General features: G+C 66.7%; 24 protein-coding genes. 15 read left to right on the plus strand and 9 right to left on the minus strand.

The genetic code is table 11. The features are described 5' to 3' along the window. Positions 1 to 57 precede the first annotated feature (57 nt). Complete coding sequence (locus CupriaWKF_RS25165; RefSeq protein WP_276101159.1) at positions 58 to 543, plus strand: DUF3761 domain-containing protein; 486 nt, start codon at positions 58 to 60, stop codon at positions 541 to 543. 232 nt (positions 544 to 775) lie between these two features. Next, entirely contained in the window at positions 776 to 1,165 is a 390-nt protein-coding gene (locus CupriaWKF_RS25170) for a hypothetical protein (protein WP_276101160.1), read from the plus strand. A 177-nt stretch (positions 1,166 to 1,342) separates the two neighbouring features. Here CupriaWKF_RS25170 and CupriaWKF_RS25175 read toward each other — a convergent pair whose 3' ends face one another. Then, positions 1,343 to 2,653 (minus strand): cytochrome c peroxidase, encoded by a 1,311-nt coding sequence (locus CupriaWKF_RS25175; RefSeq protein ID WP_276101161.1) that lies wholly within the window; start codon positions 2,651 to 2,653, stop codon positions 1,343 to 1,345. Positions 2,654 to 2,874: 221 nt separating this feature from the next. Between CupriaWKF_RS25175 and acpA the strand changes: the two genes are divergently transcribed. Continuing rightward, the gene (acpA, locus tag CupriaWKF_RS25180; protein ID WP_276101162.1) at positions 2,875 to 4,980 is read left to right on the plus strand and encodes an acid phosphatase; all 2,106 of its coding nucleotides are present in this window, start codon (positions 2,875 to 2,877) and stop codon (positions 4,978 to 4,980) included. A gap of 199 nt (positions 4,981 to 5,179) precedes the next feature. On the opposite strand, the gene CupriaWKF_RS25185 is transcribed toward acpA, so the two are convergent. Continuing rightward, positions 5,180 to 5,518, minus strand: coding sequence for a hypothetical protein (locus CupriaWKF_RS25185; RefSeq protein WP_276101163.1), 339 nt, complete (start codon positions 5,516 to 5,518; stop codon positions 5,180 to 5,182). Positions 5,519 to 5,678: 160 nt separating this feature from the next. Beyond that, the gene (locus CupriaWKF_RS25190) at positions 5,679 to 6,653 is read right to left on the minus strand and encodes a DJ-1/PfpI family protein (RefSeq protein WP_276101164.1); all 975 of its coding nucleotides are present in this window, start codon (positions 6,651 to 6,653) and stop codon (positions 5,679 to 5,681) included. 172 nt (positions 6,654 to 6,825) lie between these two features. Here CupriaWKF_RS25190 and CupriaWKF_RS25195 point away from each other — a divergent pair, with 172 nt between their 5' ends. Then, complete coding sequence (locus CupriaWKF_RS25195; protein WP_276101165.1) at positions 6,826 to 7,629, plus strand: SDR family oxidoreductase; 804 nt, start codon at positions 6,826 to 6,828, stop codon at positions 7,627 to 7,629. An 8-nt stretch (positions 7,630 to 7,637) separates the two neighbouring features. Here CupriaWKF_RS25195 and CupriaWKF_RS25200 read toward each other — a convergent pair whose 3' ends face one another. Beyond that, on the minus strand, positions 7,638 to 7,820 hold the full coding sequence (locus tag CupriaWKF_RS25200; protein ID WP_276101166.1) for a hypothetical protein: 183 nt from the start codon (positions 7,818 to 7,820) through the stop codon (positions 7,638 to 7,640). 357 nt (positions 7,821 to 8,177) lie between these two features. On the opposite strand from CupriaWKF_RS25200, the gene CupriaWKF_RS25205 reads away from it, so the two are divergent. After that, entirely contained in the window at positions 8,178 to 8,321 is a 144-nt protein-coding gene (locus CupriaWKF_RS25205; protein ID WP_276101167.1) for an entericidin A/B family lipoprotein, read from the plus strand. A gap of 86 nt (positions 8,322 to 8,407) precedes the next feature. Here CupriaWKF_RS25205 and CupriaWKF_RS25210 read toward each other — a convergent pair whose 3' ends face one another. Beyond that, on the minus strand, positions 8,408 to 9,418 hold the full coding sequence (locus tag CupriaWKF_RS25210) for an AraC family transcriptional regulator (protein WP_276101168.1): 1,011 nt from the start codon (positions 9,416 to 9,418) through the stop codon (positions 8,408 to 8,410). Positions 9,419 to 9,564: 146 nt separating this feature from the next. On the opposite strand from CupriaWKF_RS25210, the gene CupriaWKF_RS25215 reads away from it, so the two are divergent. After that, positions 9,565 to 10,743 (plus strand): acyl-CoA dehydrogenase family protein, encoded by a 1,179-nt coding sequence (locus CupriaWKF_RS25215; RefSeq protein ID WP_276101169.1) that lies wholly within the window; start codon positions 9,565 to 9,567, stop codon positions 10,741 to 10,743. Continuing rightward, positions 10,740 to 11,324 (plus strand): flavin reductase family protein, encoded by a 585-nt coding sequence (locus tag CupriaWKF_RS25220; RefSeq protein ID WP_276101170.1) that lies wholly within the window; start codon positions 10,740 to 10,742, stop codon positions 11,322 to 11,324. Before CupriaWKF_RS25215 ends, CupriaWKF_RS25220 begins: the two co-directional genes overlap by 4 nt. On the opposite strand, the gene CupriaWKF_RS25225 is transcribed toward CupriaWKF_RS25220, so the two are convergent. From CupriaWKF_RS25225 to CupriaWKF_RS25235, 3 genes are all read right to left on the minus strand, one after another. After that, complete coding sequence (locus CupriaWKF_RS25225) at positions 11,302 to 12,147, minus strand: DMT family transporter (RefSeq protein ID WP_276101171.1); 846 nt, start codon at positions 12,145 to 12,147, stop codon at positions 11,302 to 11,304. The two genes, CupriaWKF_RS25220 and CupriaWKF_RS25225, sit on opposite strands and share 23 nt — an antisense overlap. 240 nt (positions 12,148 to 12,387) lie before the next feature. Beyond that, positions 12,388 to 12,663 (minus strand): hypothetical protein, encoded by a 276-nt coding sequence (locus CupriaWKF_RS25230; RefSeq protein ID WP_276101173.1) that lies wholly within the window; start codon positions 12,661 to 12,663, stop codon positions 12,388 to 12,390. A 179-nt stretch (positions 12,664 to 12,842) separates the two neighbouring features. Further along, positions 12,843 to 13,676 carry an FCD domain-containing protein gene (locus CupriaWKF_RS25235; RefSeq protein ID WP_276101174.1) on the minus strand — a complete coding sequence of 278 codons (834 nt, stop codon included), beginning with the start codon at positions 13,674 to 13,676 and terminating at the stop codon, positions 12,843 to 12,845. 474 nt (positions 13,677 to 14,150) lie between these two features. Between CupriaWKF_RS25235 and CupriaWKF_RS25240 the strand changes: the two genes are divergently transcribed. The 7 genes from CupriaWKF_RS25240 to CupriaWKF_RS25270 all read left to right on the plus strand — a co-directional run bounded on the left by CupriaWKF_RS25240 (position 14,151) and on the right by CupriaWKF_RS25270 (position 21,630). Further along, the gene (locus CupriaWKF_RS25240; protein WP_276101175.1) at positions 14,151 to 15,353 is read left to right on the plus strand and encodes an ABC transporter substrate-binding protein; all 1,203 of its coding nucleotides are present in this window, start codon (positions 14,151 to 14,153) and stop codon (positions 15,351 to 15,353) included. Positions 15,354 to 15,466: 113 nt separating this feature from the next. Continuing rightward, entirely contained in the window at positions 15,467 to 16,324 is an 858-nt protein-coding gene (locus CupriaWKF_RS25245; protein ID WP_276101176.1) for a branched-chain amino acid ABC transporter permease, read from the plus strand. Beyond that, positions 16,324 to 17,319, plus strand: coding sequence for a branched-chain amino acid ABC transporter permease (locus CupriaWKF_RS25250; protein ID WP_276103202.1), 996 nt, complete (start codon positions 16,324 to 16,326; stop codon positions 17,317 to 17,319). The genes CupriaWKF_RS25245 and CupriaWKF_RS25250 overlap by 1 nt, the downstream gene beginning before the upstream one ends. Then, on the plus strand, positions 17,316 to 18,095 hold the full coding sequence (locus tag CupriaWKF_RS25255) for an ABC transporter ATP-binding protein (RefSeq protein WP_276101177.1): 780 nt from the start codon (positions 17,316 to 17,318) through the stop codon (positions 18,093 to 18,095). The genes CupriaWKF_RS25250 and CupriaWKF_RS25255 overlap by 4 nt, the downstream gene beginning before the upstream one ends. Next, positions 18,092 to 18,796 (plus strand): ABC transporter ATP-binding protein, encoded by a 705-nt coding sequence (locus CupriaWKF_RS25260; RefSeq protein ID WP_276101178.1) that lies wholly within the window; start codon positions 18,092 to 18,094, stop codon positions 18,794 to 18,796. Before CupriaWKF_RS25255 ends, CupriaWKF_RS25260 begins: the two co-directional genes overlap by 4 nt. A gap of 58 nt (positions 18,797 to 18,854) precedes the next feature. Next, positions 18,855 to 20,129 (plus strand): Zn-dependent hydrolase, encoded by a 1,275-nt coding sequence (locus CupriaWKF_RS25265; protein ID WP_346348627.1) that lies wholly within the window; start codon positions 18,855 to 18,857, stop codon positions 20,127 to 20,129. A 19-nt stretch (positions 20,130 to 20,148) separates the two neighbouring features. After that, positions 20,149 to 21,630 (plus strand): M81 family metallopeptidase, encoded by a 1,482-nt coding sequence (locus tag CupriaWKF_RS25270; protein ID WP_276101180.1) that lies wholly within the window; start codon positions 20,149 to 20,151, stop codon positions 21,628 to 21,630. A gap of 60 nt (positions 21,631 to 21,690) precedes the next feature. On the opposite strand, the gene CupriaWKF_RS25275 is transcribed toward CupriaWKF_RS25270, so the two are convergent. After that, positions 21,691 to 22,644 (minus strand): LysR family transcriptional regulator, encoded by a 954-nt coding sequence (locus CupriaWKF_RS25275; RefSeq protein WP_276101181.1) that lies wholly within the window; start codon positions 22,642 to 22,644, stop codon positions 21,691 to 21,693. Between the two features lie 127 nt (positions 22,645 to 22,771). On the opposite strand from CupriaWKF_RS25275, the gene CupriaWKF_RS25280 reads away from it, so the two are divergent. Continuing rightward, positions 22,772 to 24,127 carry an aspartate aminotransferase family protein gene (locus CupriaWKF_RS25280; protein WP_276101182.1) on the plus strand — a complete coding sequence of 452 codons (1,356 nt, stop codon included), beginning with the start codon at positions 22,772 to 22,774 and terminating at the stop codon, positions 24,125 to 24,127. Positions 24,128 to 24,141: the final 14 nt, after the last annotated feature.

Here is a 24,141-nt window from a genome sequence, read left to right on the forward strand (position 1 = left end):
CAGTGCCGCGCAAGCGTATTTTCATCCCGTGGTTTTACCCGGATATGGGAGCAGCCAATGAAGACTCTGCTGTTATCGATGGCCGCAGCGGCCGCGCTGGGCATTTCGCTCGGCGCCCATGCGCAGGCGCCCGCTGGTGCGCCGACCGGTAGCACCGCCCTCTGCAAGGACGGGACCTACTATTCGGGCGCAACAAAGAAAGGGGCTTGCGCCGGACATAAGGGCATCAAGGATTGGTACGGCGCCGAGGTTGCCGCTTCGGCGCCCGCGGCCGCCGGCGCCGCGCCGAAGACTGCAACCTCTTCATCCGCCCCAGCCGCGGCGCCGGCGAAGCCCGCGGCGCCGCTGGCCCCGGCAGGCGAGAAGAAGACCGCCGTGGCGCCGGGCGGTGGGCCGGGCCAAGTGTGGGCAAACGCATCCACAAAGGTCTACCATTGCCCGTCTGACCGCTACTATGGCAAGACCAAGAGCGGCGAATACATGTCGGAGGCGGACGCGAAGGCCAAGGGTTACAAGCCGGATCACGGCAAGGCTTGCTCCTGAAGGCATTCGCTGCATGGGGCCTCCGGCCTCACTTTCGAATGACTCAGGGCAAGCCGACCGGCGCTACTGTCTCTCAATGCACCGCGATGAGAGGTGCGCTCGCGGGCCGGCACGTCTGTCACGGGGGCGGCCAACTTTCATGCAATGACAGCATCGCCCGGCGGCATTCGTCCGCTTGCCGCCATCGTCCCCGTTCGGATCAATCATCCGTGTACCTTCAGGAGGGCATGCCATGGATGTGCAGCAACTCGTCACCGAATTTCTTGCTTCCGAGCACGGAGGACAGGCCGCCCAGGCGTTGGCGGATCAGGGCATCAGTCCCGACGATGCCCGGCAGATGCTGGGCCATGCGGCAGAAGCCGCTCATGCTCACGTGGAAGAACAGAGTGGCGGCCTGTTGGGCGAGCATGCAGGCAAGAGTTTCTTTGCGGCTTTCGCTGCAGGCCTGATTCGTGGGGATGGGTTTTTCCAGTCGCTGAAGGAGGGCGGGGAGGGCATCCTGACCGGCCGGGTGGCGGAGTCACTGGCCGGAAAGATGGGTATTGACCCATCCACCGCATCTACCATGGCCGCCGCCGCGACTCCCTATCTCGTGGCATTTCTGAAAGAAAGGCTTGCCTGATACCGAAATCCGTCGCGGCCCGACAGCCTGATGGTTGAGGGCCGGGTCAGCCTCTCAACCAGGCCCGCGGCCAAGTTGCAGGATCAGCGCGTGCGCGGCTTGCTTGCCGCGGTGGGCCGCGTCAGCCGGTGCCAGTCTCAGCTTCGTTGCCGCTCTTCGTTGCCGATTTACGCCTGCTTATCGGTTTGTGGCGGCAACCGGTGCCCGGTAGCCATCAGTCAGCGTCTTCAGGAACGCGATCACGTCGCGCATCTCGGCCTCGGTCATCGGCGGCTTGTCTCCCGGCTTGCCGCCGAACGGTGCATCGATGTTGACGTTGCCGTGATACTGCGAAGGCAGATCGTCGAACTTCCGTACCTTGCCGTCCTTGTCACGCGAATACCATTTCTCTGGCTTGACGTCGCGTTCCGCGTAGAAGTAGAGCACCTCGTCGAGCGAATGGAAGATGCCGTTGTGGAAGAACGCCTGGCGCAACGCAACGTTGCGCAGTGACGGCGTGCGGAACCGGCCGCAGTAGTCGGCGCGGTCCTTGAGGTCGGTACGGTCGGGGCCGCAAAGACCCATGTCGTAGAACGCCGGATCGGCATTGCCCGCAAGCTTGCGGTTGCGCGGCGCGCCCACCGCAATGAATCCGAAGTCGGAGAACGCGGGGAGTGCGCCTTCGCGAATGTCGGACGGGTGGCACGCGGCGCAATTGCCCTTGTTCGGATCGTTGAACACGCGCAGGCCGCGCAACTCCTGCGCGGTCAAGTGTGCCTGCCCGCGCAGCACCGCATCGTATTTGCTGGTGTAGGGATAGAACTCGGCCGGCGTCTGCTGGAACACCTCGAGCGCCATGAGCACGGCGTTGAACGCCGTTTCCTCGTCGTCGAGCACATCCTTGCCTAGCACCGCGCGGAGCGTTTCGGCGTAAGGCCCGCCGCGGATCTTCTCCACGACAACGCGCGGCTCCGCATTGGCCATTTCATGGGCCGACAACAGCGGAACACGAGCCTGGTCGTGCGCGGAATTGGCACGCCCGTCCCAGTTGTGCCCACCGGTCGGCCCCTGGTCTTCGGCGTCATTGCCGTCGTTCTCGTGATAGTGATCGGTGTAGGCCGGCAGGTTCTGCACATAGCGGATCGACGGGGCCGCGCGCACACCGGTACGGGCCATATCAGCGCCGCCCAGCTGCACCGACAGGTTGTTGGCCGGGCCATACGCGTGCTCCGGGCTGTGGCAGCTCGCGCACGACTGCTTGCCGGAGGCCGACAGTGACGGGTCGGAAAACAGGGCCTTGCCCAGCGCGCTGAGCCTGGCGATATCGGGATGGCGCTCGGCCATCATCGCGTAGAACGGCTTTGGCTTCGCGGTTGCCGGCGCGCTGTCCGGTTTGCCACATCCCGGCATCAGGCTCACGAGCAGCACGATCAGCAGATTGCCGGCAACACGCAACCAGGTGAAGGGCGAGGGGCACGCAGCGTTCCACAATAGCGGTGGCAGGCTCATGACGATGGATGACGACGGGGTGACGACTGGATAGGCGCCAAAGGGTATGCCGCATTGATGACAGCCGCGTGTCGTTTCATCGAACCGACACCTCGGTATGGCGGCATGCAACGACGTGCATCATCAATCTGACATACGTGCGGCTCACACTCGCTCGCACTCGGAAGTGCCCGCGCTTCCTTGCAGCACCGTAGTACTCCCACATAAGAATGAGGAAAGCCATGAGCCGTTATCCCCGTCTGTGGCCGCTGGCCGCATTGGCCGCCGCATGCCTGTCCGCCTGTGGCGGCAACGATTCAACGCCCACCGCCACGACGTCGGGCGTTGTGACGGGCAGCTACTTCGAGCATGCCAAGGTCTGTATCGACACCAACAACAACGCCCAGTGCGACAGCGGCGAACCCTCGACCTTCACCGATGCCAAGGGCGCATTCACGGTGAACGGCCAGGGCTCTGTGGTCGCCGAAATCGATACGGACGCGTTCCGTAACGACGACGCCGGTGGCCACGCCGCCGTGACCCGCAAGCTGGTGTTCCGCGCCCCGGCCGGCTCCAACGCCGTGATCAGCGCCATTTCCACCGAACTGGCCGCGCTGATGGAAAGCAACGGCGGCAACCTGGACGCCGCACGCACCCAGTTGGCCGACCGCCTGGGCGTGGCGGCAGATAAACTGCTGGCAGACCACAACAAGGAAACGGACGCCAGGATCAAGGCCGCGCTGCAAGCTGAAATCGAGCAGGCCATCGACCTGATCGCAGATGCCGTGGCATCGGGCGGCAATATCGGCGCCGCGATCAAGGATGGGGTGATCAGGCGCCTGGCGTTGAACAACATCAAGAACGTGGTGGTGATCTACGCCGAAAACCGCGGCTTCGACAACCTCTACGGCTTGTTCCCGGGCGCCAACGGCATTCCCGGCGTCAACGCGACCGGCGTCGGCACCGCGGAGCCGCAGAAGGACTTCGACGGCTCCACGCTGTCCACGTTGCCGCCGACCTGGGGCGGCCTTACGGCCGCGGGCCAGTCCGTGACCCTCCCTGAAGCGAACACCGTGGGCTGGGCCAACAAGCCGTTCCGCATCGACGATCCGGCTGGCGTAAACGGTTCGGGCGTGGTCGTGGGCCAGAATGTGGTCACGCGCGACCTGGTACACCGCTTCTACAACAACCAGATGCAGATCAACGGCGGCAAGAACGACAAGTTTGCCGCGTTCTCGGACGCCGGCGGCCTGGTGATGGGCTACTACGACGGCAGCAGCATGGCCATGTGGCAGATGGCCAGGGATTATGTGCTGGCCGACAACTTCTTCATGGGCACCTTCGGTGGCTCGTTCCTGAACCACCAGTACCTGGTGTGCGCCTGCGCGCCGACCTACCCGAACGCCGACAAGTCGGTGGCATCGGGCTCGATCGCGGCAGTGAACGCCGACGGCAAGAGCCTGGCGCTGGCAGCGACCAGCCCGGCAAGCATCCTGACCGGCAAGGCGCAGTACGTGAATGACAGCACGCTGACGCCGAAGGACAGCGCCGGCATGTACTATGCCGTGAACACGATGCAGCCTGCGTACCAGCCGAGCGGCAATACGCCGGCCTCCACGGATACGTCCGGCCTGCTGGCGGATCCGGGCAAGGCGAGCACGCTGCCCGCGCAAACGCAGGACACGATCGCCACGCTGCTGGACCAGAAAGGCGTGAGCTGGGCGTGGTATGCCGGCGCGTGGAAAACTGTCACGGTTGACCGTACGAAGATCTACAACAACACCGTGCCCAACTTCCAGGCCCACCACCAGCCGTTCAACTACTATGCGGCATTCAGCCCGGTGGACCATGCCGACTATCGCGCGGCTCACCTGAAGGACTTCGACAGCCAGTTCTTCGCCGATGCAGATGCGGGCAAGCTGCCGGCCGTAGCGTTCTACAAGCCGCAGGGCAACCTGAACCAGCACCCCGGCTACGCCAGCGTGTCCGACGGCGATGCCCACATCGCCGACGTGATCAAGCATCTGCAGGCCAGCCCGCAGTACAAAAACATGCTGATCGTGGTGACATACGACGAGAACGGCGGCTTCTACGACCACGCGCCGGTTCCGGTGGCCGACCGCTGGGGCCCGGGCACGCGTATTCCGGCGATCATCGTCTCGCCGTTCGCCAAGCGGGGCTTCGTCGACCATACGCAGTACGACACCGCCTCGGTCCTGCGCTTCATCACGCACCGTTTCGCCCTGCCGACGCTGCCAGGCCTGAAGCTTCGTGATACGTCGCTGATCGCCAACGGCAAGCCGGTCATGGGCGACCTGACCAATGCGCTGACCTTTCCGGCTCAGTAAGGCACGCCGCCCCGGCGGGGCGGCCGCGCCAAAGCGGGCGTGACTGCTCCGCTTCCCGCCACCCAACGGACGGCCTCGCAAGGGGCCGCCGCTTTTGAGGAGGCGGCACCGCCTCAATGCCTCATTGTGAGACAAAACCCACTTGCTTTGAGACGTGACACCCCTGGCGCCTGCTCCATCCAACACGTTGCGGCAACCGTCAGTGCCGGTGGCTGACCCGGCGTGGCTTTGGCCGGGCAATGCCCCATGCGTCCAGCAAAGGTTGGAAACTGGGGCCGGATTCGCCGTCGCGCGCGGGAACACGGCGCGCAGGAGGCAATGGCCGGCCAGTCAGCGCGAGCAGGCGCTCTGCCTGCGCTATGTTCTCGGTGGCCGGCAGGTGTGCGACCACGCCCATTTGACGGGCAGATTTCAGTGCGCGGGTGAGTTCGGCGGCGGACAGCCTGCACGCGCTGGCGAGATGATCGCGTCGCACGGGGCCAGCATCCCGCAAGCAGGCGATCAGCGCGAGTACACAATCCCGGGTTGGTCGTTTCATGGTGGCTACTTCGGAAGAATTTGCCCCGCGGCCGAATCCTTCTTTGGCCACGCCGCATCGAACTACCCATTCTTCCGTAGCCCCAGCGCCTTGCCAATCGCATATCACAGTTGTTCACAATTGCCAGGGCTGGCGACAGCCATCGCGGCGGCTGGCAGGCTCAGGCCGCGACGGCCAGGGCTGTGAAAGGCTCGCCGCGCCGGCTACGCATCTCGCGCACCAGGGCCTGCGGTGGCTTGCCGAGCGCGCGCAGGAACGCGCGGCGCATGCGTTCCTCGTCGCCAAAGCCGGTCAGTGTGGCCACGCGAGTGATAGACGACTCCCCCTTTTCAATCAGGGCGTGCGCGGCCTCCAGCCGCAGTTTCTCGATTGCCTTGGCCGGCGTCAGGCCCGTCTGCAACTGGAAAGCCCGGCTGAAATGACGCGGACTCCAATGGACATGCTCGGCTAGCTGGATGACCGAAAGCGGCTCGCGCAGGTTCTCGCGTGCAAAGGTGAGCGCTTCTCGAATCCGGTCGGAGCTCGGTTCGAGCTCGGCCAGCGTGGAGAACTGCGACTGGCCGCCGGTACGCCGGTAGTGGATCACCAGCTTGCGCGACACGCTCCTGGCCACCGATGCGCCTTGGTCGGCATCGACCAGCGCGAGCGCTAGGTCGATGCAGGCGGTCATGCCCGCAGACGACCAGACCGGACCATCCTGTACGAAGATCCGGTCTTCATCGACTGTGACCGACGGATGGCGCTTCTGCAGTGCGTGGGCCATGGCCCAGTGCGTGGTGACGCGCCTGCCGTCCAGCAGCCCGGCTTCGGCAAGGATGAACGCGCCGGTGCAGATGCTTGCGATCCGTCTCGCGCGCGGTGCCGCGCGCTGCAGTTGCCGGATCAGTTCGGGGTCCGCCGGCATAACCTCCGTCGCGCCGGCAACCAGCAGCGTGTCATAGCGCCGCCGGCCGATCGGCTGGGTCTCGAACGCGACGCCCGATGAACTCCTGACCATCCCGCCGCCATGAGATACCACCGTCACTTCGTAGGGTGCGGGTTGCCGCCCGTGATTGGCCAGTTCGAAGACGGTCAGCGCCGACAGGTCGAGCAACTGGAAGCCGGGGAATACGACGAGTCCGATGCGTGCGCTCATGGTGTCCGGATCAGAGGGATCATGCTGGGAATGCCATGCATTGTAGGACTTTCGCTGCCGTCCTGCTGGCGCGACGCTTTGTCTCTTTTTGACGGATTTTGGTCATATGAGACATCGCCGCCAGCACCGAAAATCGAAAGCGGTTCCCCTTCAATGCAAACAGGAGTTCAGCATGGACACTACGACACAGGGCAAGGTTCTCATCACCGGCGCGTCTTCGGGCATTGGTGCCATCTATGCCGACCGTCTCGCGCGGCGCGGCCACGACCTGATCCTGGTCGCGCGCAACGAGGAACGGCTGTCAGCCGTAGCGCAGCGCATCCGCGACACGACGGGGCGCGGCGTCAGCATCGTCGCCGCCGATCTTGGCAAGCAGGCCGATCTCGCGCGCGTGGAGGCTATCCTGCGCGCAGACGAGCACATCGACACGCTGGTCAACAATGCCGGGTTTGGGGCCGTTGCGCCGTTGCTGGAGGCCGATGTCGACCGCATGGCGCAGATGATCGACCTCAATGTCACGGCGCTGACGCGCCTGGTCTACGCCGCTGCCCCGGGATTCGTGCGGCGCGGGCGCGGCAGCATCATCAATATCGCGTCGATCGTGGCGATCGGCCCCGAGATCCTCAACGGTGTCTACGGCGCGACCAAGGCCTACGTGCTGGCGCTGACCCAATCACTGCAGCACGAACTGTCCGACCAGGGCGTGCGGGTGCAGGCCGTGCTGCCGGGCGCCACGGCCACGGAGTTCTGGCACGTCGCCGGAACGGGCGGACATGAGAACCTGCCCGCGGAGTGGGTGATGCGTGCCGACGATATGGTCGATGCGGCCCTGGCCGGGTTCGATCAGGGCGAGGTGGTCACTATTCCGCCGCTGCAGGACGGCGCCGAGTGGGCCGCCTACGAGGCAGCACGCCGGGCCATGTCCGGCCACCTGAGCCACGCCACGCCAGCAGCGCGCTATCTGCGGCAGGCCTGAGCGCTGTCTCAGTGAAGTGTGGGCGGGTTGCCCTGCGATGCGGCGCCCTGCGGAAGCAGGGTGTCGTGCTTGCGCCAGCGGCGTTCCTGGGCGCGCTGGACGTCAGCGGCGATCTCGTGCAGTTCGGCCAGACGGGCTTCGAGTGCATCGGGATAGATATCGTGGGGGCTGAATCTGAGGCGGAAAGGCATGGTGATGTCTGTCGTATTGGAAAGATGTATCGGCTGCGGCGCGGACCGGTTCGAGCCTTTGTCCCGTCAGGGGACCGGGGCGCGCACGCCTTGGTGGTTCCAGTATGGACAGCGCAGGAGGCCGCACGCCGGACAATCGTTGGTCCGTTGACCTGGCTCAACGCATTCCGCGCAATGACGTCTTGCGCATGTTCGGGTCCTGGCGGCGGGGCGATTTGCGCAGCCCGCTGACACCGTTGTAGGACGAATGCGGACTGCCCGCACGGTTTGCTGCTTGCTACGCTCAACTTAGCAGCCCAGGACCCTTGGTTCCTGTTGCGCAGCGTGCCCACATCCACATGGAGCAAGGAGATCGTCATGAGAAAGTTGTTCGCACTATTCGCCCTCGCCGGCATGCTGGTGATTACGGGCTGCAACACCATTCACGGCGCCGGCAAGGACATCGAACGCGGTGGCGAGAAGGTGCAGGGAGCCGCGGATAGCACCAAGCAGAAGATGTAGCTGCCAGTCGGCGAGCCATCACCTCAGGGGCCCTTTGCGGGCCCCTGGCCGTTCGTGGCGCGCTGGTCGGGCAAGCGCGCAGCCGTTCACTGTGTGACGGTTGCCTCCGGGGCCTCGGGCGCATGGTCGGTGCGATGGCGCCGCCAGCTTGCCGGCGGCAGGCCGAATTCGCGCTTGAAGGCCCGGCAGAATGCCGCTTCGGAGTCATAGCCGGCGATGCCGGCAACTTCGCCGATGGACTGGCTGCCATTGCGCAAGGCCGTGGCCGCGATGCGCAGGCGCCAGTGCGCCAGGTACTGCATCGGCGGCTGGCCGAGCAGGTCGGTGAAGCGCTGGGCCAGGGCCGAGCGCGACAGGCCCACGTTGCTGGCCAGTTCATCGACGGTCCACGGATAGGCCGGGCGCGCATGCATGCGTGACAGCGCACGGCCGACATAGCGGTCGCGCAGCGCCGCCAGCCAGCCGCGCTCGTTTTCCGGCATGCCGTCGATGCAACGCCGCACGGCCTGCACGAACAGCAGTTCCGACAGCTTGGCCAGGACAGTGGCGCTGCCGGCCTTGGGAACGGCCGCTTCCGAGGTCGCGAAGGCCAGGGCCGGTGCCAGCCACGCGGACTCGACGCCGCCGTCCAACCCCACCTTGAACAGGCGCGGCAGAGACGAGAGCAGGGGGTTGCCGAGCATATCGTCGAAGGCAAGGAAGCCGCACACCATGCGCGTCGGCGTGCCGGTCCCGCCATAGGACAGCCGCATGACCTCGCCCGGATTGCTCTCCATCATCCCCGCGACCAGCGGGCCGGCCGGGATCGGGCACAGGCGAAGATCGCTTCCGAGCACATGGGGTTCGCCTTGCGGCACGACCAGCAGTTCGCCGGCGTCGACGCGCAGTCCCTGCCCGTCGCCGTCGACCAGGCGGGCCCAGCAACTGCCTTCAGTGATGAGGTGGTAGGACACGACCGGGCCGGTGCCAGGCAGGAAGGCGGCACGCAGGCTGCAGTCCGCTTCGGAGATCACGCACCACGGCGCCCTGAAATCGCCGTTGAGAAAGACAGCGCCGCTCAGTTGCACCGCGCGCAGGAGATCGGACAGAGCATCCATGGTCACTTCTCCGCAAACCCGGCGTCTTGCGCAAGAAAGCCGGAGGCCCGGTCAATGAACGGAGCCGGCCGGGCTCCGATACTAGCACCGTGCCTGACGCCAAACAACGGCGCAGGCCGCCGGCAATTCAGCAGGAGACCTATGACATGGAAACGATCACCGCCCCCGATGCCAGCGCTGGTGCGCAGTCTGACTGGCTCGCGCTTGCCGCCTCGCTCGGCCGCACCTTCGACGAACGCGCCCCGGCCATCGATGCCCGCGACGCCTTCGTCAGCGCCAATTACGACGACCTCAGGGCGCAACGATTCCTGGCTGCCGCGGTACCGCACGAATTCGGCGGTGCCGGCCTGTCCCATCAGGAACTGGGCCAGGTCCTGCGCGAACTCGGCAAGTATTGCGGCTCGACCGCGCTGGCGTTCGCGATGCACACGCATCCGGTGGCCACCGCCGCCTGGCGCTGGCGCAACCAGAATGCGCCGGTGGAAGGGCTGCTCAAGCGCGTGGGTGGCGAGCAGATCGTGCTGCTAGGTAGTGGCGGTTCCGACTGGCTGCATGGCAGCGGCACGGCAACGCGCGTGGAAGGCGGCTTTCGCATCGACGCGCACAAGGTGTTCGCCAGCGGTGCGCCGGCGGCAGACCTGTTCATGACCTGCGCGGTCCATGATGATCCGCAGGCTGGCCCCACCGTGCTGCATTTCGCGCTGCCGATGAAGACGCCGGGCGTGCGTATCGTGCCGACCTGGCGCACGATGGGCATGCGCGGCACGGGCTCGCACGACGTGGTGCTCGAGAACGTGCTGGTGCCCGACAGCGCCATTGCCGCGCGGCGCCCGCAGGGCGTGTGGCATCCGATGATGCATACCGTAGCGATGATCGCCTTGCCGCTGATCTATTCGGTCTACGTCGGCATTGCCGAGTCCGCGCGCGATATCGCGCTGCGGATGGCAAAGCAGCGCCGCATCTCGCCGCATGCCGTCGAGCTGGCCGGGCGCATCGGCAACGAATGCGATGCTGCGCGCCTGGCGCTGGACGATATGTTCGCCGCGGCAGCGAGCCAGGCTCCGGGTGCCGTGACCACGAACCGGGTCATGTGCGGACGCGCGCTGGCCGCGCGCGCAGTGCTGGCGACGGCCGACCTGGCCATGGAGCTGGCCGGCGGCGCGGGCTTCTATCGCGACGCCGGGCTGGAACGACGCTTCCGCGATGCGCAGGGCGCGCGTTTCCACCCAATGCAGGCCGGCGCGCAGCACGAGTACGCGGGCCGCATGGCGCTGGGCCTCGACATCGATGCGCCGCCCGCAGACGTGCGGCCGGCCGCGCAATGATGCCCGCGCTCGCGCTGCTGCCGTATGCCACCGAGGCAAGCAACGACAGCGGCCTGGCAGAGGTGGCCGATACCGGCCACGGCGAGGACGCAGGGCACACCATGCGCCGTGCCCTGCGCCGTGCGCTGGGACAGTTCGCCACCGGCGTGGCGGTGGTCACGGCAACCGGGTCCGATGGCAGGCCCGTTGGCGTCACCATCAATTCCCTGGCCTCGGTGTCGCTGTCGCCGCCGTTGCTGCTCTGGAGCCTGGCGCTCGGTTCCGGCAGCCTGGCCGCGTTCCGCGCCGCGCCTTGCCATGCGATCAACGTGCTGGCACACACGCAGCAGGCCTTGTGCGAACGCTTTGCCACCAGCGGCATCGACCGCTTCCAGGGCGTGTCGCTCACGCCCGGACCATGCGGTACGGCACTGATCGACAACGCGCTGGCCTGCTTCGTGTGCCGCCCGCGCAGCGCGCGCAAGGTCGGCGATCACGTCCTGTTCATTGTGGAGATCGTGTCCTACCGCATGAACCGGGGCGAGCCACTGGTGTTCCACGCCGGGGGCTTTGCGGGAATCAGCGCGGCTTGTCCGCAATGACCAGCGCAATGCCGCCGAGCACGGCGGCAGCGCTGACGGCCAGCCGCAAGGTCATGGCTTCGCCGAGCAACGCCAGGCCACCCGCCGCCGCGATCACCGGCACGCTGAGCTGGACGGTCGCGGCGGTGGCGGCACGCAGCTGCGGCACGACCGCATACCAGACCACGTAGCCCAGTCCGGAGGTGAGGGCGCCGGACACCAGCGCACACGCCAGCCCGGCGCCGTCGAGGCGGCGCTGCGCGTGCATCAGCAAGGCCAGCACAAGCGCCGGCGGCATGGCGCGGGCGAAGTTCCCGGTGGTGGCGGCAATGGCATCGGCTGCCCCCCTGCCGCGCAGCGAATAGATGCCCCAGGCGATGCCGGCCACGACCATCAGCAACGATGAGCCCGGCGGCGGCGCCGACAGCCCCGGCAGCACGAGCCACGCCAGTCCGCCGAGCGCCAGCGCGAGCCCCAGCCATTGCCAGGCGCGCAGGCGCTCGCCGGCGTACAGGCCATAGCCGGTCATGGTTGCCTGCACGGCGCCGAACAGCAGCAGCGCGCCTGTCCCGGCGGAAAGGTGGAGGTATGCGTACGAGAACGCTGCCGCATAGGCGAACAGCGCCAGTGCCGACGGCCAGTTGCCGCCAACCGCCACCCGGCGCGGGCCATGGCGGACCAGCAGGATCAGCCACAAGGCCGCCGCCGCGCTGACGACCCGGGCCAGCGTGAAGCTGGCCGCGTCGATCGCCGTGCCCTTGAGCGCGAGCCGGCACAGGATCGAATTGCCGGCAAAGGCCAGCATGGTGACAGCCGTCAGCAGGACGACGCGAGCGTGCGTCATGGCGGCCGGCGCCGCAGTGGCCGGCTCAGCCTGCATAGGCGTCGTCAAGCGAGAACGGGGAGGGGCTTTCGATGGCGCGCATCAGCGCCGCATGGTTCGAGCCAAAGCCCCCCAGGCCGATGCAACCGGTCTTGCTCATGTTCTTGTCCGGTGAGTTGCGGTGTGGGTGCGGCACGGTCCTCGCCGCACACAGCGTCGTGATTGATCATAGTCACTGCGCAGCCACCGCAGGCAGCCGGATCAGCGGGCGGCGCCGGCCGGTGCCGCCAGGATGGCGCGGATGCGCGCCAGGTACTGGTCGCCAACCGCACGGTGCATGCGCGCCATTTCCTGGGCGAAATCCCGGCGCGTGGGCGGGCGGATACCCAGGCTGCGGCAGATGGTGGACAGGTAGGGCTTGCGCGCGCCTGCCAGCCGGCCCGCCGCGGACTGTAGCGCGGCATCGCCGATGCGCGCGCGCAGCCAGGCCAGCACCTGGCGATCATAGTCGTTCTGGACACGGATCAGATGTTCCATGGCATTCCTCGCACTGTTCATCCATACAGTTACTGTAAATATATACAGTATCGGATGACAGGCAAGGAGAATGTGCCGCGCGACACGATTGACCGGTGGCGAGTGTTGCTCCTGTTGCTCCTTTTACGCCCAGGCGCTTCCGAACGCGACGGGTGCCGGCGCTGGCCAGCGCCGCCGGCTCATTCGGTCTCGTCGTCGTCCGCCGGCAGGATGCGGCCGCGCCGCGGCATTTCGGAGTCGAGCACCAGGCGGCCATGCACGCGGCCGTTCATGCGCGTGACGTAGTGCGTGCATTCTTCCATGTGGGCCGACATCAGCGCACGTACCGTCCCGGCGTCGCGCTGGCGCGCTGCCTCGACAATGCGCTTGTGGAAGACGACGTTGGCCGCGCCGAATTTCTCGTGCTCGCAGGCGGGGGTGTCGTTGCCGAACACCACCAGCTGGCGAATCATCTCGTTGATCAGCTCGCAGGAGAACCGCAGCATCGGGTTGGGATTGGCCGCCGCCAGGATGTCGTGGAAGGTCAGGTCTTCCTGGCGCTGGTCGAGCAGCGGCGTCGCGGCCGCGGCGGATGCCGGGTCGCACAGGTCGATGGTGCGTTCCAGCGCCCTGAAGTCGTCCTCGGTCAGGTGCGGCACCGCGCCGGCCGCCAGCTCGGGTTCCAGCAGGCGGCGCACGGTATAGATGTCGGCAATGCCGACGTCCTTGAAGAACAGGTAGTTCTGCATCAGCTGGAAGGTGCGGTCCAGCGGCACTTCGACAATCGTGCCCCCGCCCGACGGCCCGGTGCTGACGCTGATCAGGCCCTGCACCTCCAGCGATTTGAGCGCCTCGCGGATCGTGCTCTTGCTGACCGAGAACATCTGCTGCAGCTTGAGCTCGTGCGGCAGCTTGTCGCCCGGGCGCAGGTTGCGCTGGGTAATCAGCCGCTTGAGTTCTTCCGCCACCAGGTCCGCGCGCTTCTGCTTGCGGATCTCGATGGCGCCGGTCTTGCCCTCCCGAAACGTCGCCATTGCCTCTTTCCTTGTCTTTCGCCACGCAGCCTGCCGGCCCGTGGGCGCCGCCATTCTAACCAGCGCCGTTGATTCCATCCGCATTGTGCGCGCACGCGGTGCCAGCGCGCTTCGCAAGCCGCCACCGGCTTGCCCCGGCTCGGTGCGTGCCGCCCGGCAACAACGCGTGCCTGCACCGTTCCTGTTACGCGTGAGCGCCGGTCCCGTACAGCGAAATACCCCGTCAGGCGCCGGTCCGGAGCGTGCGTAAACCCTGACTTTCCGTTTGTTGACAATGGTTCCGGCCGACTCCTAAGATAATTCTATTCTATTTATCATCATAAATAGAATAAACAGGTTCGATTCTTGCTCGGTCGGTATCGGAGCCGGGCGAAAGTCACCAGCATGTCGGGGAGACGGTGGAGCGCCGATGACATGGCGTTGTCCAGACTTTCGCCCCGTGCAGCCCGATCCCCACATACCGAGGAGTGAGCCTTGAATCGTCGTGACCTGCTGAAACTGGCGGCGCTGTCTGCCGTCCCCACTTCCCTGATCCATGCCCGCAGCGCCTTTGCCGCCGGCGAGGCCCTGGAGTTCGGCTGCCCCGTCCCCATGTCCGGAGCCTTTGCCGCCAACGGGAAATTCGCGGACCTGGGCATGCGTCTGGCCCTGGAGCAGTACGGCCAGGTGCTGGGCCGGCCGCTGAAGTACAGCGTGCTCGATACCGAAGGCAAGCCTGCCACCGCAGTGCGCAAGGTGCAGGAACTGGCCCAGCAGAAGTCCGCGCGCTACTTTGCCGGCGGCATCCTGTCGTCCGAGTCGCTCGCCATGGGCAAGGAGGCCGAGAAGTTCGGCGGCGTGTTCGTGACCACGGCCGGCGCGGACGAGATCACGGGCAAGGACTGCAACCGCGCCACGTTCCGCTGGTCGGTACCGACCTTCGGCGCGATCGAGCGCACCGTGCGGCCGCTGATCGAGTCGATGCCGAAGGCCAAGCGCTGGTACACGATCACGCCGCAATACGTGTTTGGCGAGGGCCTGTTATCGGCGGCGAAGACGATCTTCAAGGAAAAAGGCATCGAGCATGTCGGCAACAGCTACCACGCGCTGACCGAGAAGGAGTTCAGCGGCTATCTCACCAATGCGCTGGCGGCCAAGCCGGACGTCCTGCTGATCCTGAACTTCGGTTCGCAGTCCGCCGACACGCTGCGCCAGGCCGTCAGCTTCGGCATGAAGAAGAACACCACCATCCTGCTGGCGTGGGCGTCGGGCCTGGAGCAGTTTGAGTCGCTCGGCGCCGACCTGTGCGAGGGCGTCTACTTCGGCGCGCAGTACTGGCACGGCGTGGATACCCCGCTGAACCGCGAGCTGGTCAAGCGCAGCCAAGACAAGTTCAAGGCCAATCCCAACTACAGCCTGGCGGGCTCGTACATCTGCACCAAGATCCTGGTGGACGGCATGATCAAGGCCGGCAGCGCCGATCCGAAGGCCGTGGTCGCGGCGCTCGAAGGCATGAAGTACGAGGGCCTGACCGGTCCCGAGGAAATCCGCGCCGCCGACCACCAGGTGCTGAAGAACTACTACCTGCTCAAGGGCAAGGCCAGGTCGCGCATGAAGGACAAGGACGACTACGCCGACGTCGTCAGCGTCGGCAAGGCCTTCCTGCCGGTCGACCAGACCCAGTGCAAGATGGCCTGATGTCCTGAGGCCGTGCGGGGCAGCCGCCCCGGCGGACAGCACACCGAAGCACACAGAAGCACCATGCCGCGCGGCCGCGCGCGGCGTGGCGGCTTCCCACATTCGTACGACTCATGAACGTCTATCTGTTGCAGGTGATCAACGGCGTCGGGATCGGCATGCTCTACTTCCTGCTGGCGGTAGGGCTGTCGATCGTGTTCGGCTTGTTGCGCTTCGTCAATTTCGCCCATGGCGCGTTCTATGCGCTGGGCGCCTATCTCTGTTTCCAGGCGCTGCAGATCGGGCTGAACTTCTGGGTGGCGCTGGTCGTCGCGCCGATCGTGATCGGCGCGCTGGCCTGGCTCACCGAAAAGGTCATGCTGCGCCATGTCTATGCGCAGCCGCACGAGTTCCACATCCTGGTCACGGTCGGCCTGGCGCTGGCCGTGCAGGAACTCATCATCGTCGGCTGGGGTCCGCTCGGCGTCGACGTGCCGCCGCCGGACGCGCTGCAGGGTGTGGTGATGTGGGGCGACTTCATCTATCCCAAGTACCGCCTGTTCGTGATCGGCTTCACCGGGCTGCTGGCCATCGGCCTGTGGTGGCTGCTGGAAGGCACGCGCCTGGGCAGCGCGGTGCGCGCTGGCAGCGAATCCACCGAGATGGTGTCGCTGCTCGGCATCAATGTGTTCCGCCTGTTCAGCCTGATGTTCGCGCTGGGCGCCGCCACCGCGGCGATTGCCGGGGTGCTGGCCGCGCCGATCCGCGGCGCCGAACCCTTCATGGGGGTCGAGGCGCTGGGCGTGGCCTTCATCGTGGTCGTGGTGGGAGGCATGGGCAGCTTTACCGGGGCGCTGGTGGGCGGCCTGCTCGTCGGCGTCGTGCAGAGCCTGATGAGCACGCTGTGGCCGGAAGGCGCGCGGCTGATGATCTACGTCGCCATGGCCGCGGTGCTGCTGCTGCGTCCGCATGGCTTGCTGGGGAGGGGATGATGGCAATGGATAAACAAGGGCTCGTGCGTTACCGCTTCTGGTGGCTGGCACTCGGCGTCACGCTGCTGCTGCCGTTGACGATGCGCTCCGGCACGCTTGCCACCGAAGTGCTGGTCTATGCGATGGCGGCCATGGCGTGCAACCTGCTGCTCGGCTACACCGGCCTGCTGTCGTTCGGCCAGGGCATCTTCTTCGGCCTGGGCAGCTATGCGGTGGGGCTGGCGCTGACGCGCGCCGGACTGCCGATGCCGCTGGCGTTGCTGCTGGCGATCGTGATCGGCGCGGCCGCCGCCGCGCTGGTCGGCTGGTTCGCGATCCGGCAGCGCGGCACGTACTTCGTGATGCTGACGCTGGCGTTCGCGCAGATGTTCTACTTCCTGGCCTACACCGCGCCCGGCATTACCGGCGGCGACAACGGCCTGCTGGATATCCCGCGTCCGCCGCTGTCGGTGGCCGGTCACGACCTGGTCTCGCTGGCCTCGCCGTGGCAGTTCTATGGCTTTGTCGCGGTGGTGTTCCTGGCTGTGTTCTTCCTGGTGCTGCGCGTGACCGAGTCCGTGCTCGGCCGCACGCTGCTGGCGATCCGCGACAACGAGGAGCGCGCGCTCGCGGTCGGCTACAACATCAAGGCGTTCAAGCTGCTGGCCTTCATGGTCTCCGGCGCGGTCACCGGGCTGGCCGGCGCGCTGCACGCCATGCTGACCGGCATCGCGCCGCTGACCAATATCGACTATCACGCCAGCGAGATGATCCTGGTGATGACCGTGATCGGCGGCACCAGCAACATCTTTGCCTCTGTGCTCGGCGCCGCCTTCTATGTGCTGCTGGCGGACTGGCTGTCCACGCTCTGGCCGCGCTGGCTGATGCTGCTCGGCTTCCTGCTGATCGCGGTCAGCCTGTTCATGCAGCGCGGGCTGTGGGGGCTGGGCGCCTCGGTGTGGAATCGTCTGCGCGGCGTGCGCCGCGCTCCCGTCACGCAGGAGGAACGCGCATGAACCCCGGAAATAAAACGCCCATTCTCGAAGCTACCGGCATCGTCAAGCAATATGGCAAGTTCATGGCCCTGGGCGGCGTCGACCTGCGCGTGATGTCCGGCACGATCCATTCGGTCATCGGCCCGAACGGCGCCGGCAAGACCACGCTGTTCCACATGCTGACCGGCACCAAGGCAGTCAGCGCCGGTCGCATCGTGTTCGACGGCAAGGACGTCACCGGCGAAACCGACTACCAGCGGGTCCAGCGCGGCATCGCCCGTTCGTTCCAGGTGACCAGTCTGTTCCCGAACCTGGCCGTGCGCGAGAACCTGCGCCTGGCCGCGCTGGGCACGTCGCCGCGCAAGGCGATGAACGGGTGGCGCCTGCCGGCCGGCGATCTGGCCTGCGCCGACGTCGTCGACCAGGTGCTGGAGCGGCTGGAGTTGAGCCGGGTCGCCGACAACCCAGCGGGCGTGCTTTCGCACGGCCAGCAGCGGCGCCTGGAAGTCGGCATGGCGATTGCGGCGCGGCCGCGCGCGATTTTCCTGGACGAGCCGACTTCGGGCATGGGCGTCGACGACCTCGGCGCGATGAAGCGTTTGATCCGCGGACTCGCGCAGGACCACACCGTGGTCCTGATCGAACACAACATGGACATCGTAATGGACATCTCCGACACCGTCACCGTGATGCAGCAAGGCAAGGTGCTGATGGAAGGCGCGCCCGCGGTCGTGCGCAGCGACCCGCGCGTGCGTGCCGCCTATCTCGGCAACATGATTACCGGAGGCAAGGGATGATGCTCGACGTACAGGACATTCATGGCTATTACGACAAGAGCCATGTGCTGCAAGGCGTTTCGCTGGCGGTTGGCGAAGGCGAAGTGGTGACACTGCTCGGCCGCAACGGCGCCGGCAAGTCGACCACGCTCAAGGCCATCGCCGGCGTGGTCCGGCCCCGGGGCGGCCGCGTCGTCTTCCGCGGCAAGGATGTCGCCGGCATGGCGCCGCACCGGATCGCTGCAGAGGGGCTGTGCCTGGTGCCCGAACACCGCGGCATCTTCAAGCTGCTGACGGTCGAGGAAAACCTCAGGCTGGCCGCGCGCCGGGATTCGCCCTGGCAGTTGCAGGACATCTACCGCATCTTCCCGCGCCTGCGCGAGCGGCGCACCAATGGCGGCGCCCAGCTGTCCGGCGGCGAGCAGCAGATGCTGGCCATCGGCCGCGCCATGATGAACCATCCGCGCCTGCTGATGCTTGACGAGCCGGTCGAAGGCCTGGCGCCGGTGATCGTGGAAGAGATCGTCGCGCAGCTCAAGGTCATCAAGGCGGCCGGCGTGCCGATCCTGCTGGTGGAGCAGAACCTGGAGGTGTGCACGCAGCTGGCCGACCGCCACGTGATCATCGAACAGGGCAGGGTGGTCTACACCGGCAGCAACGACGCGTTCCGCGCCGATGAGGCGGTCAAGGATCGCTATCTCGGCGTCGGCCTTGCGGCCTGAACCCAATCTTGCAGGCCGGCGTGCCGGCCAACCGAATACGAGGGATTTCATGACTACCATGCAAGCCGCCCGCACGGCAGCCGCCACTGCCGGTGCGCGGGCCGACCTGCGCGTCGACGGGGACCGCCTGTGGGACACGCTGATGCGCCTGGCCACCATCGGCGCCACGCCCAAGGGCGGTGTATGCCGCCTGGCGCTGACCGACCTGGACCGGCAGGGGCGCGACTTCTTCGTCGCCGAAGCCAAAGCCGCGGGATGCGCGATCCGGGTCGATGCCATCGGCAATATCTTCGCGCGTCGCGCCGGGCGCGACGACACGCTGCCGCCGGTCATGACCGGCAGCCATATCGACACGCAGCCGACCGGCGGCAAGTTCGACGGCAACTATGGCGTGTTCGCCGGCATCGAGGTGCTGCGCACGCTGGATGACGCCGGCATTGTCACCGATGCGCCGCTCGAGGTCGCGGTGTGGACCAACGAGGAGGGCTCGCGCTTTGTCCCGGTCATGATGGGCTCGGGCGCGTTCATCGGCGAATTCGCGCTGCCCGACGTGCTGCAGCAGCTTGACCGCGACGGTATCTCCGTCGGACAGGCGCTGCAGTCCATCGGCTATGCCGGACCGGAGCCGGTCGGCGCGCGCCCCGTGGGGGCATACTTTGAAGCCCATATCGAGCAGGGCCCGGTGCTGGAAGCGAACGACATCACCATCGGCGTAGTGACCGGTGCCCTCGGCCAGCGCTGGTACGACGTGGTGCTGACCGGCATGGAAGCGCATGCCGGGCCCACGCCGATGCACTTGCGCAAGGACGCGCTGCTGGCCGCATCGGAACTTGTCGGCATGGTCAACCGCATCGCGCTGGACCATCCGCCGCATGGGCGCAGCACCGTGGGCTGTCTGAGCGTGCATCCCGATTCGCGCAACGTGATTCCGGGCCGGGTCACGATGACGGTCGACCTGCGCGCCGCTGACGACACCGTGCTGTCCGCCATGGACACGGCGTTCCGTGCCGCCGCCGCGGCCCTGTCGGCACGCAGCGGTATCGCCATCGATCTGCAGCAGGTAGTGTATTTCCCGCCCCAGCCGTTCGAAGCCCGTCTGGTCGAAGCGGTACGGGACGGCGCACGCCGCCTCGGGCATTCCGCCATGGACGTGATCAGCGGTGCCGGGCACGACGCGGTCTACCTGGCCCGCGTCGCCCCGGCGGCGATGATCTTCGTGCCGTGCAAGGACGGCATCAGCCACAACGAAATCGAAGACGCACGGCCCGAGCACCTCGAAGCCGGCTGCAATGTGCTGCTGCACGCGATGCTCGATGCCGCCACGCTGCCCTGAACCCGAACGGACTGCCCCGATGAAGATCCTGATTGCCCGTCTCAACCACGAGACCAATACCTTTTCGCCGGTGCCGACGCCGCTGGCGTCGTTCGAGCCTAGCTACGGCGAAGCCGCCTATCGCGTCGCCAAAGGCACCCGTACCGCTGCGGCGGCCTTTATCGACCTGGCCGAGGCCGCAGGCGCCGAGATCGTGGTGCCGGTGATTGCCGCGGCCAACCCGAGCGGCCGCGTTGCCGCCGACGCCTACACCCACCTATGCGACACCATCGTCGCGGCCGCAGCCGGCTGTGACGCCGTGATGCTCGACCTGCACGGCGCGATGGTGGCGGAGAACAGCGACGACGGCGAAGGGGACCTGCTGCGCCGCTTGCGCGGCGTGCTGCCGCATGCGCCGGTTGCGGTGGCCCTGGACCTGCACGGGAACATCACACAGGCGCTGATCGACCATGCGGACATCGCGGTCAGCTTCAAGACCTACCCGCACGTCGACATGTACGAAACCGGCGCGCATGCCGGCCGCCTGCTGCTGGAGATGGTCGCCGGGCGCGTGCGGCCGGTGATGGCATGGCGGCGTCCGCCGCTGATCACGCATACCCTGCGCAGCCGCACCGACGAAGGCGCGATGCAGCGCGCCGTCGCGCTGGCGCGCGAGGCGGAGCGGGACGGCATGCTGGCGGTATCCGTGCTGGCCGGCTTTGGCCTGGCCGATATCGCCGCCCCATGCCTGAGCGTGATCGTAGTCGGCGACGGCGACCCGGCAAAGGCCGACGAGATTGCCAGCCGGATCGCGGCGCAGGCGTGGGGCGAGCGCGATGGCTTTTCGTACGACGCGGAGCCGCTGGCCAGTTCCATCGCGCGTGCCGCGCAACTTGCCGAACGCGCTGGCGAAGGGCCGGTGCTGCTGCTCGATCACGGCGACAACTGCATGTCCGGCGGCACCTGCGACAACATGGCGGTGCTGCATGAAGCGCTGGCGCAGGGCCTGACCGGCATTGCGGTCGGGCCGGTCTGCGATCCGGAGGCAGTGGCGGCGCTGCTGGACGCGGGGGTCGGCGCCAGCATCACGCTGCCCGTGGGCGACAAGGTACCGTTGCCGCAGCTGGACGTCTATCCGCGACCGAAGCTGCTGACCGGCAAGGTGGCCGCCGTGAGCGATGGGGAGTACGTCATCAGCGGCCCCACGTACACCGGGCAGCGCATTCGCATGGGACGGACGGTGCTGCTCGATATCGGCGCGGCGCAGGTGATCGTGACCGAGACGCCGCAAGAGCACTGGGACGCGGGGATCTTCACCCACATCGGCATCGATCCGCACCGGGCGAGGTTCCTGCTGCTGAAATCGCGCATGTACTGCCGCCCGGTCTTCGTGCCGATGGCCAGGGCGGTGGTCGAGTGCGATGGGGAGGGCGTCACCAGTTCACGCTATGAGCGCTTCCCGTTCCGTCAGGTCGCGAGGCCGGTGTACCCGCTTGACGACAACACGTCCTGGGCAAGTTGATGTCCTGCGGCCGCGCCTTCGCGGGAAGGCGCGGCCCCGCGCAAACGCCACGCCGCCGGCTCACGCCTTGCCGTGCGCCTCCTGCAGGCATTGCTCGAACAGCAGCGCGACGCGCGACGGCTCCGGCGAGCGGCGCAGCAGGCTCACGAACCGGCACGCATACTGGAAGCGCCCGGGCTCGATGGCCTGCATCAGCTTCTGGCTTTCGAAATACGCCGCGTAGTGATCGGGCAGGAAGCCCAGGAACTGGCCGGACAGGATCAGTGTGGCAATCGACTCCTGGTCGAAGCCGGTCGCCTTGCGCAGCAGCTTGGCCCGATGGCTCAGTTCCATATTGGGCGAGTGATAGCCAAGCCCGGCAAACGGATACGCGCGCAGCTGGGCCCACGACAGCTTGCCGGTTGGCTTGCCGAACAGCGGATGGCGGGCGCCGCAGTAGAGCAGCATGGTCTCGTCGAACAGCTCGGTATAGGCCAGGCTGCGCGAGCTGCGGTGCACGGGGATGATGCCCACATGGAAACGGCCTTCCATGACGCCCCGTTCCACTGCGCCAATGGTTGCCACATGCAGGTTCAGCGAGACGTCCGGCGCGGCTTCGCAGAACCGCGCGATCGCATCGCCCAGCCGCGCTTGCGGGTTGGTGGCGGTCTTGTCGAACACGGCCACGTGCAGTTCGCCGCCCATGCGGCTGTGGATGTCGTCAACGCTGCTGCGGAACGCTTCCACCGAAGCCAGCAGCCGCAACGTTTCCTCGTAGATGCCCTGGCCCTCCGGCGTCAGCGTGAAGCCGGCGCGGCCCCGGCGGCAAAGCGTCAGGCCCAGCCGGGTCTCCAGGTCCTTGACGTGGCGGCTGATCGTCGAGATGCCGATATTCAGTTCCAGTTCCGCCGCGGCCATGCCGCCGCATTCGACCACCGCCTTGAAGACGCGCAGCAGCCGCAGGTCCATGTCGCTCAACTGCCCGAGCAGGGCACGGCTCTTCCGGGAGCGTGGCCCGGATACTTGCGCATTCATACAAGTAAAGATGGATATTTGAATATTCAAAAGACTAACGCCGTTGCCAATAATCGGCAACACACAAAGTTTCCTCCGCGCCCGGCGCAAAACCAGGGCGAAACCAACGCAGATCCACGCGAACACCATGACCACCTCGACGCTCCCATCTTCGCAAGACCCGGACATCCGCACCGATGCCGCCTGGCTCGATGCCCACTGGATGCCGTTCACGGGGAACCGCAAGTTCAAGGCTGACCCGCGCATGATCGTGGCGGCCAGCGGCGCCTATTACACCGATGCCGACGGGCGCAAGGTCTTCGACGGCTTGTCCGGCCTCTGGTGCTCGGGGCTGGGCCATGGGCGTCAGGAGATCACCGAGGCCATCAGCCGCCAGGCGGCGCAGCTCGACTACGCCCCGGCCTTCCAGCACGGGCACCCGCTGTCTTTCACGCTGGCCAACAAGCTGCGCGATATGACGCCGGCCGGGCTCGACTATGTGTTCTTCACCGGCTCAGGCTCCGAGGCGGCCGACACCTCGCTGAAAATGGCCCGCGCCTACTGGCGGGCCAAAGGTCAGGCCGGCAAGACCCGGCTGATCGGCCGCGAGAAGGGCTACCACGGCGTGAACTTCGGCGGCATCTCGGTAGGCGGCATCGCGCCGAACCGGAAGCTGTTCGGCCAGGGGATCGAAGCGGACTTCCTGCCCCATACGCAACTGGCGCAGAACGCGTTCTCGCGCGGCCTGCCGCCGCATGGCGCCGAGCTGGCCGACCGCCTGCTCGACCTGATCGCACTGCATGACGCCTCGACCATTGCCGCAGTGATCGTCGAGCCGTTCTCCGGATCGGCGGGCGTGGTGATCCCGCCGGCCGGCTATCTGGCGCGCCTGCGCGAGATCTGCACGGCCCACAACATCCTGCTGATCTTCGACGAGGTCATCACCGGCTTCGGCCGTGTCGGCGCGACCACCGCGGCGGAAGCGTTCGGCGTGGTGCCGGACATCATGAACGTGGCCAAGCAGGTTACCAACGGCGCGCAGCCGCTTGGCGCGGTGATCGCCAGCAAGGAGATCTACGACACCTTCATGCAGTCGGGCGGCCCCGACTACATGCTGGAGTTCCCGCACGGCTACACCTACTCCGCGCACCCGGTCGCCTGCGCCGCCGGCATCGCCGCGCTGGATGTACTGCAGAAGGAGGACATGGTCGGACGCGTGCGCGCGCTCGCGCCGATGTTCGAGGAAAGCGTGCACAGCCTGAAGGGCAGCAAGCATGTGCTGGACATCCGCAACTACGGCCTGGCCGCTGGCCTGACCATCGCGCACGCGCCCGGCGAACCGGGCCGCCGCCCTTACGAGATTGCCCAGCACTGCTGGAAGAAGGGCTTCTATGTGCGCTACGGCGGCGACACCATCCAGCTCGCGCCGCCGTTCATTGCCGACCCGCGCGAGATCGACGACCTGATTAATGCGCTGGGCGAAGCCCTGAACGCAGTCGACTGAAGCCGCTTCCAGGG

It is taken from the genome of Cupriavidus sp. WKF15 (genome assembly GCF_029278605.1).
Taxonomy (GTDB): domain Bacteria; phylum Pseudomonadota; class Gammaproteobacteria; order Burkholderiales; family Burkholderiaceae; genus Cupriavidus.

Bases quoted from the DNA above. Each gene is read 5' to 3' on its own strand.
- CupriaWKF_RS25165 (WP_276101159.1), top strand. From the start codon at position 58: ATGAAGACTCTGCTGTTATCGATGGCCGCAGCGGCCGCGCTGGGCATT.
- CupriaWKF_RS25170 (WP_276101160.1), top strand. From the start codon at position 776: ATGGATGTGCAGCAACTCGTCACCGAATTTCTTGCTTCCGAGCACGGA.
- CupriaWKF_RS25175 (WP_276101161.1), bottom strand. From the start codon at position 2,653: ATGAGCCTGCCACCGCTATTGTGGAACGCTGCGTGCCCCTCGCCCTTC.
- acpA (WP_276101162.1), top strand. From the start codon at position 2,875: ATGAGCCGTTATCCCCGTCTGTGGCCGCTGGCCGCATTGGCCGCCGCA.
- CupriaWKF_RS25185 (WP_276101163.1), bottom strand. From the start codon at position 5,518: ATGAAACGACCAACCCGGGATTGTGTACTCGCGCTGATCGCCTGCTTG.
- CupriaWKF_RS25190 (WP_276101164.1), bottom strand. From the start codon at position 6,653: ATGAGCGCACGCATCGGACTCGTCGTATTCCCCGGCTTCCAGTTGCTC.
- CupriaWKF_RS25195 (WP_276101165.1), top strand. From the start codon at position 6,826: ATGGACACTACGACACAGGGCAAGGTTCTCATCACCGGCGCGTCTTCG.
- CupriaWKF_RS25200 (WP_276101166.1), bottom strand. From the start codon at position 7,820: ATGCCTTTCCGCCTCAGATTCAGCCCCCACGATATCTATCCCGATGCA.
- CupriaWKF_RS25205 (WP_276101167.1), top strand. From the start codon at position 8,178: ATGAGAAAGTTGTTCGCACTATTCGCCCTCGCCGGCATGCTGGTGATT.
- CupriaWKF_RS25210 (WP_276101168.1), bottom strand. From the start codon at position 9,418: ATGGATGCTCTGTCCGATCTCCTGCGCGCGGTGCAACTGAGCGGCGCT.
- CupriaWKF_RS25215 (WP_276101169.1), top strand. From the start codon at position 9,565: ATGGAAACGATCACCGCCCCCGATGCCAGCGCTGGTGCGCAGTCTGAC.
- CupriaWKF_RS25220 (WP_276101170.1), top strand. From the start codon at position 10,740: ATGATGCCCGCGCTCGCGCTGCTGCCGTATGCCACCGAGGCAAGCAAC.
- CupriaWKF_RS25225 (WP_276101171.1), bottom strand. From the start codon at position 12,147: ATGACGCACGCTCGCGTCGTCCTGCTGACGGCTGTCACCATGCTGGCC.
- CupriaWKF_RS25230 (WP_276101173.1), bottom strand. From the start codon at position 12,663: ATGGAACATCTGATCCGTGTCCAGAACGACTATGATCGCCAGGTGCTG.
- CupriaWKF_RS25235 (WP_276101174.1), bottom strand. From the start codon at position 13,676: ATGGCGACGTTTCGGGAGGGCAAGACCGGCGCCATCGAGATCCGCAAG.
- CupriaWKF_RS25245 (WP_276101176.1), top strand. From the start codon at position 15,467: ATGAACGTCTATCTGTTGCAGGTGATCAACGGCGTCGGGATCGGCATG.
- CupriaWKF_RS25250 (WP_276103202.1), top strand. From the start codon at position 16,324: ATGGCAATGGATAAACAAGGGCTCGTGCGTTACCGCTTCTGGTGGCTG.
- CupriaWKF_RS25255 (WP_276101177.1), top strand. From the start codon at position 17,316: ATGAACCCCGGAAATAAAACGCCCATTCTCGAAGCTACCGGCATCGTC.
- CupriaWKF_RS25260 (WP_276101178.1), top strand. From the start codon at position 18,092: ATGATGCTCGACGTACAGGACATTCATGGCTATTACGACAAGAGCCAT.
- CupriaWKF_RS25265 (WP_346348627.1), top strand. From the start codon at position 18,855: ATGCAAGCCGCCCGCACGGCAGCCGCCACTGCCGGTGCGCGGGCCGAC.
- CupriaWKF_RS25270 (WP_276101180.1), top strand. From the start codon at position 20,149: ATGAAGATCCTGATTGCCCGTCTCAACCACGAGACCAATACCTTTTCG.
- CupriaWKF_RS25275 (WP_276101181.1), bottom strand. From the start codon at position 22,644: ATGAATGCGCAAGTATCCGGGCCACGCTCCCGGAAGAGCCGTGCCCTG.
- CupriaWKF_RS25280 (WP_276101182.1), top strand. From the start codon at position 22,772: ATGACCACCTCGACGCTCCCATCTTCGCAAGACCCGGACATCCGCACC.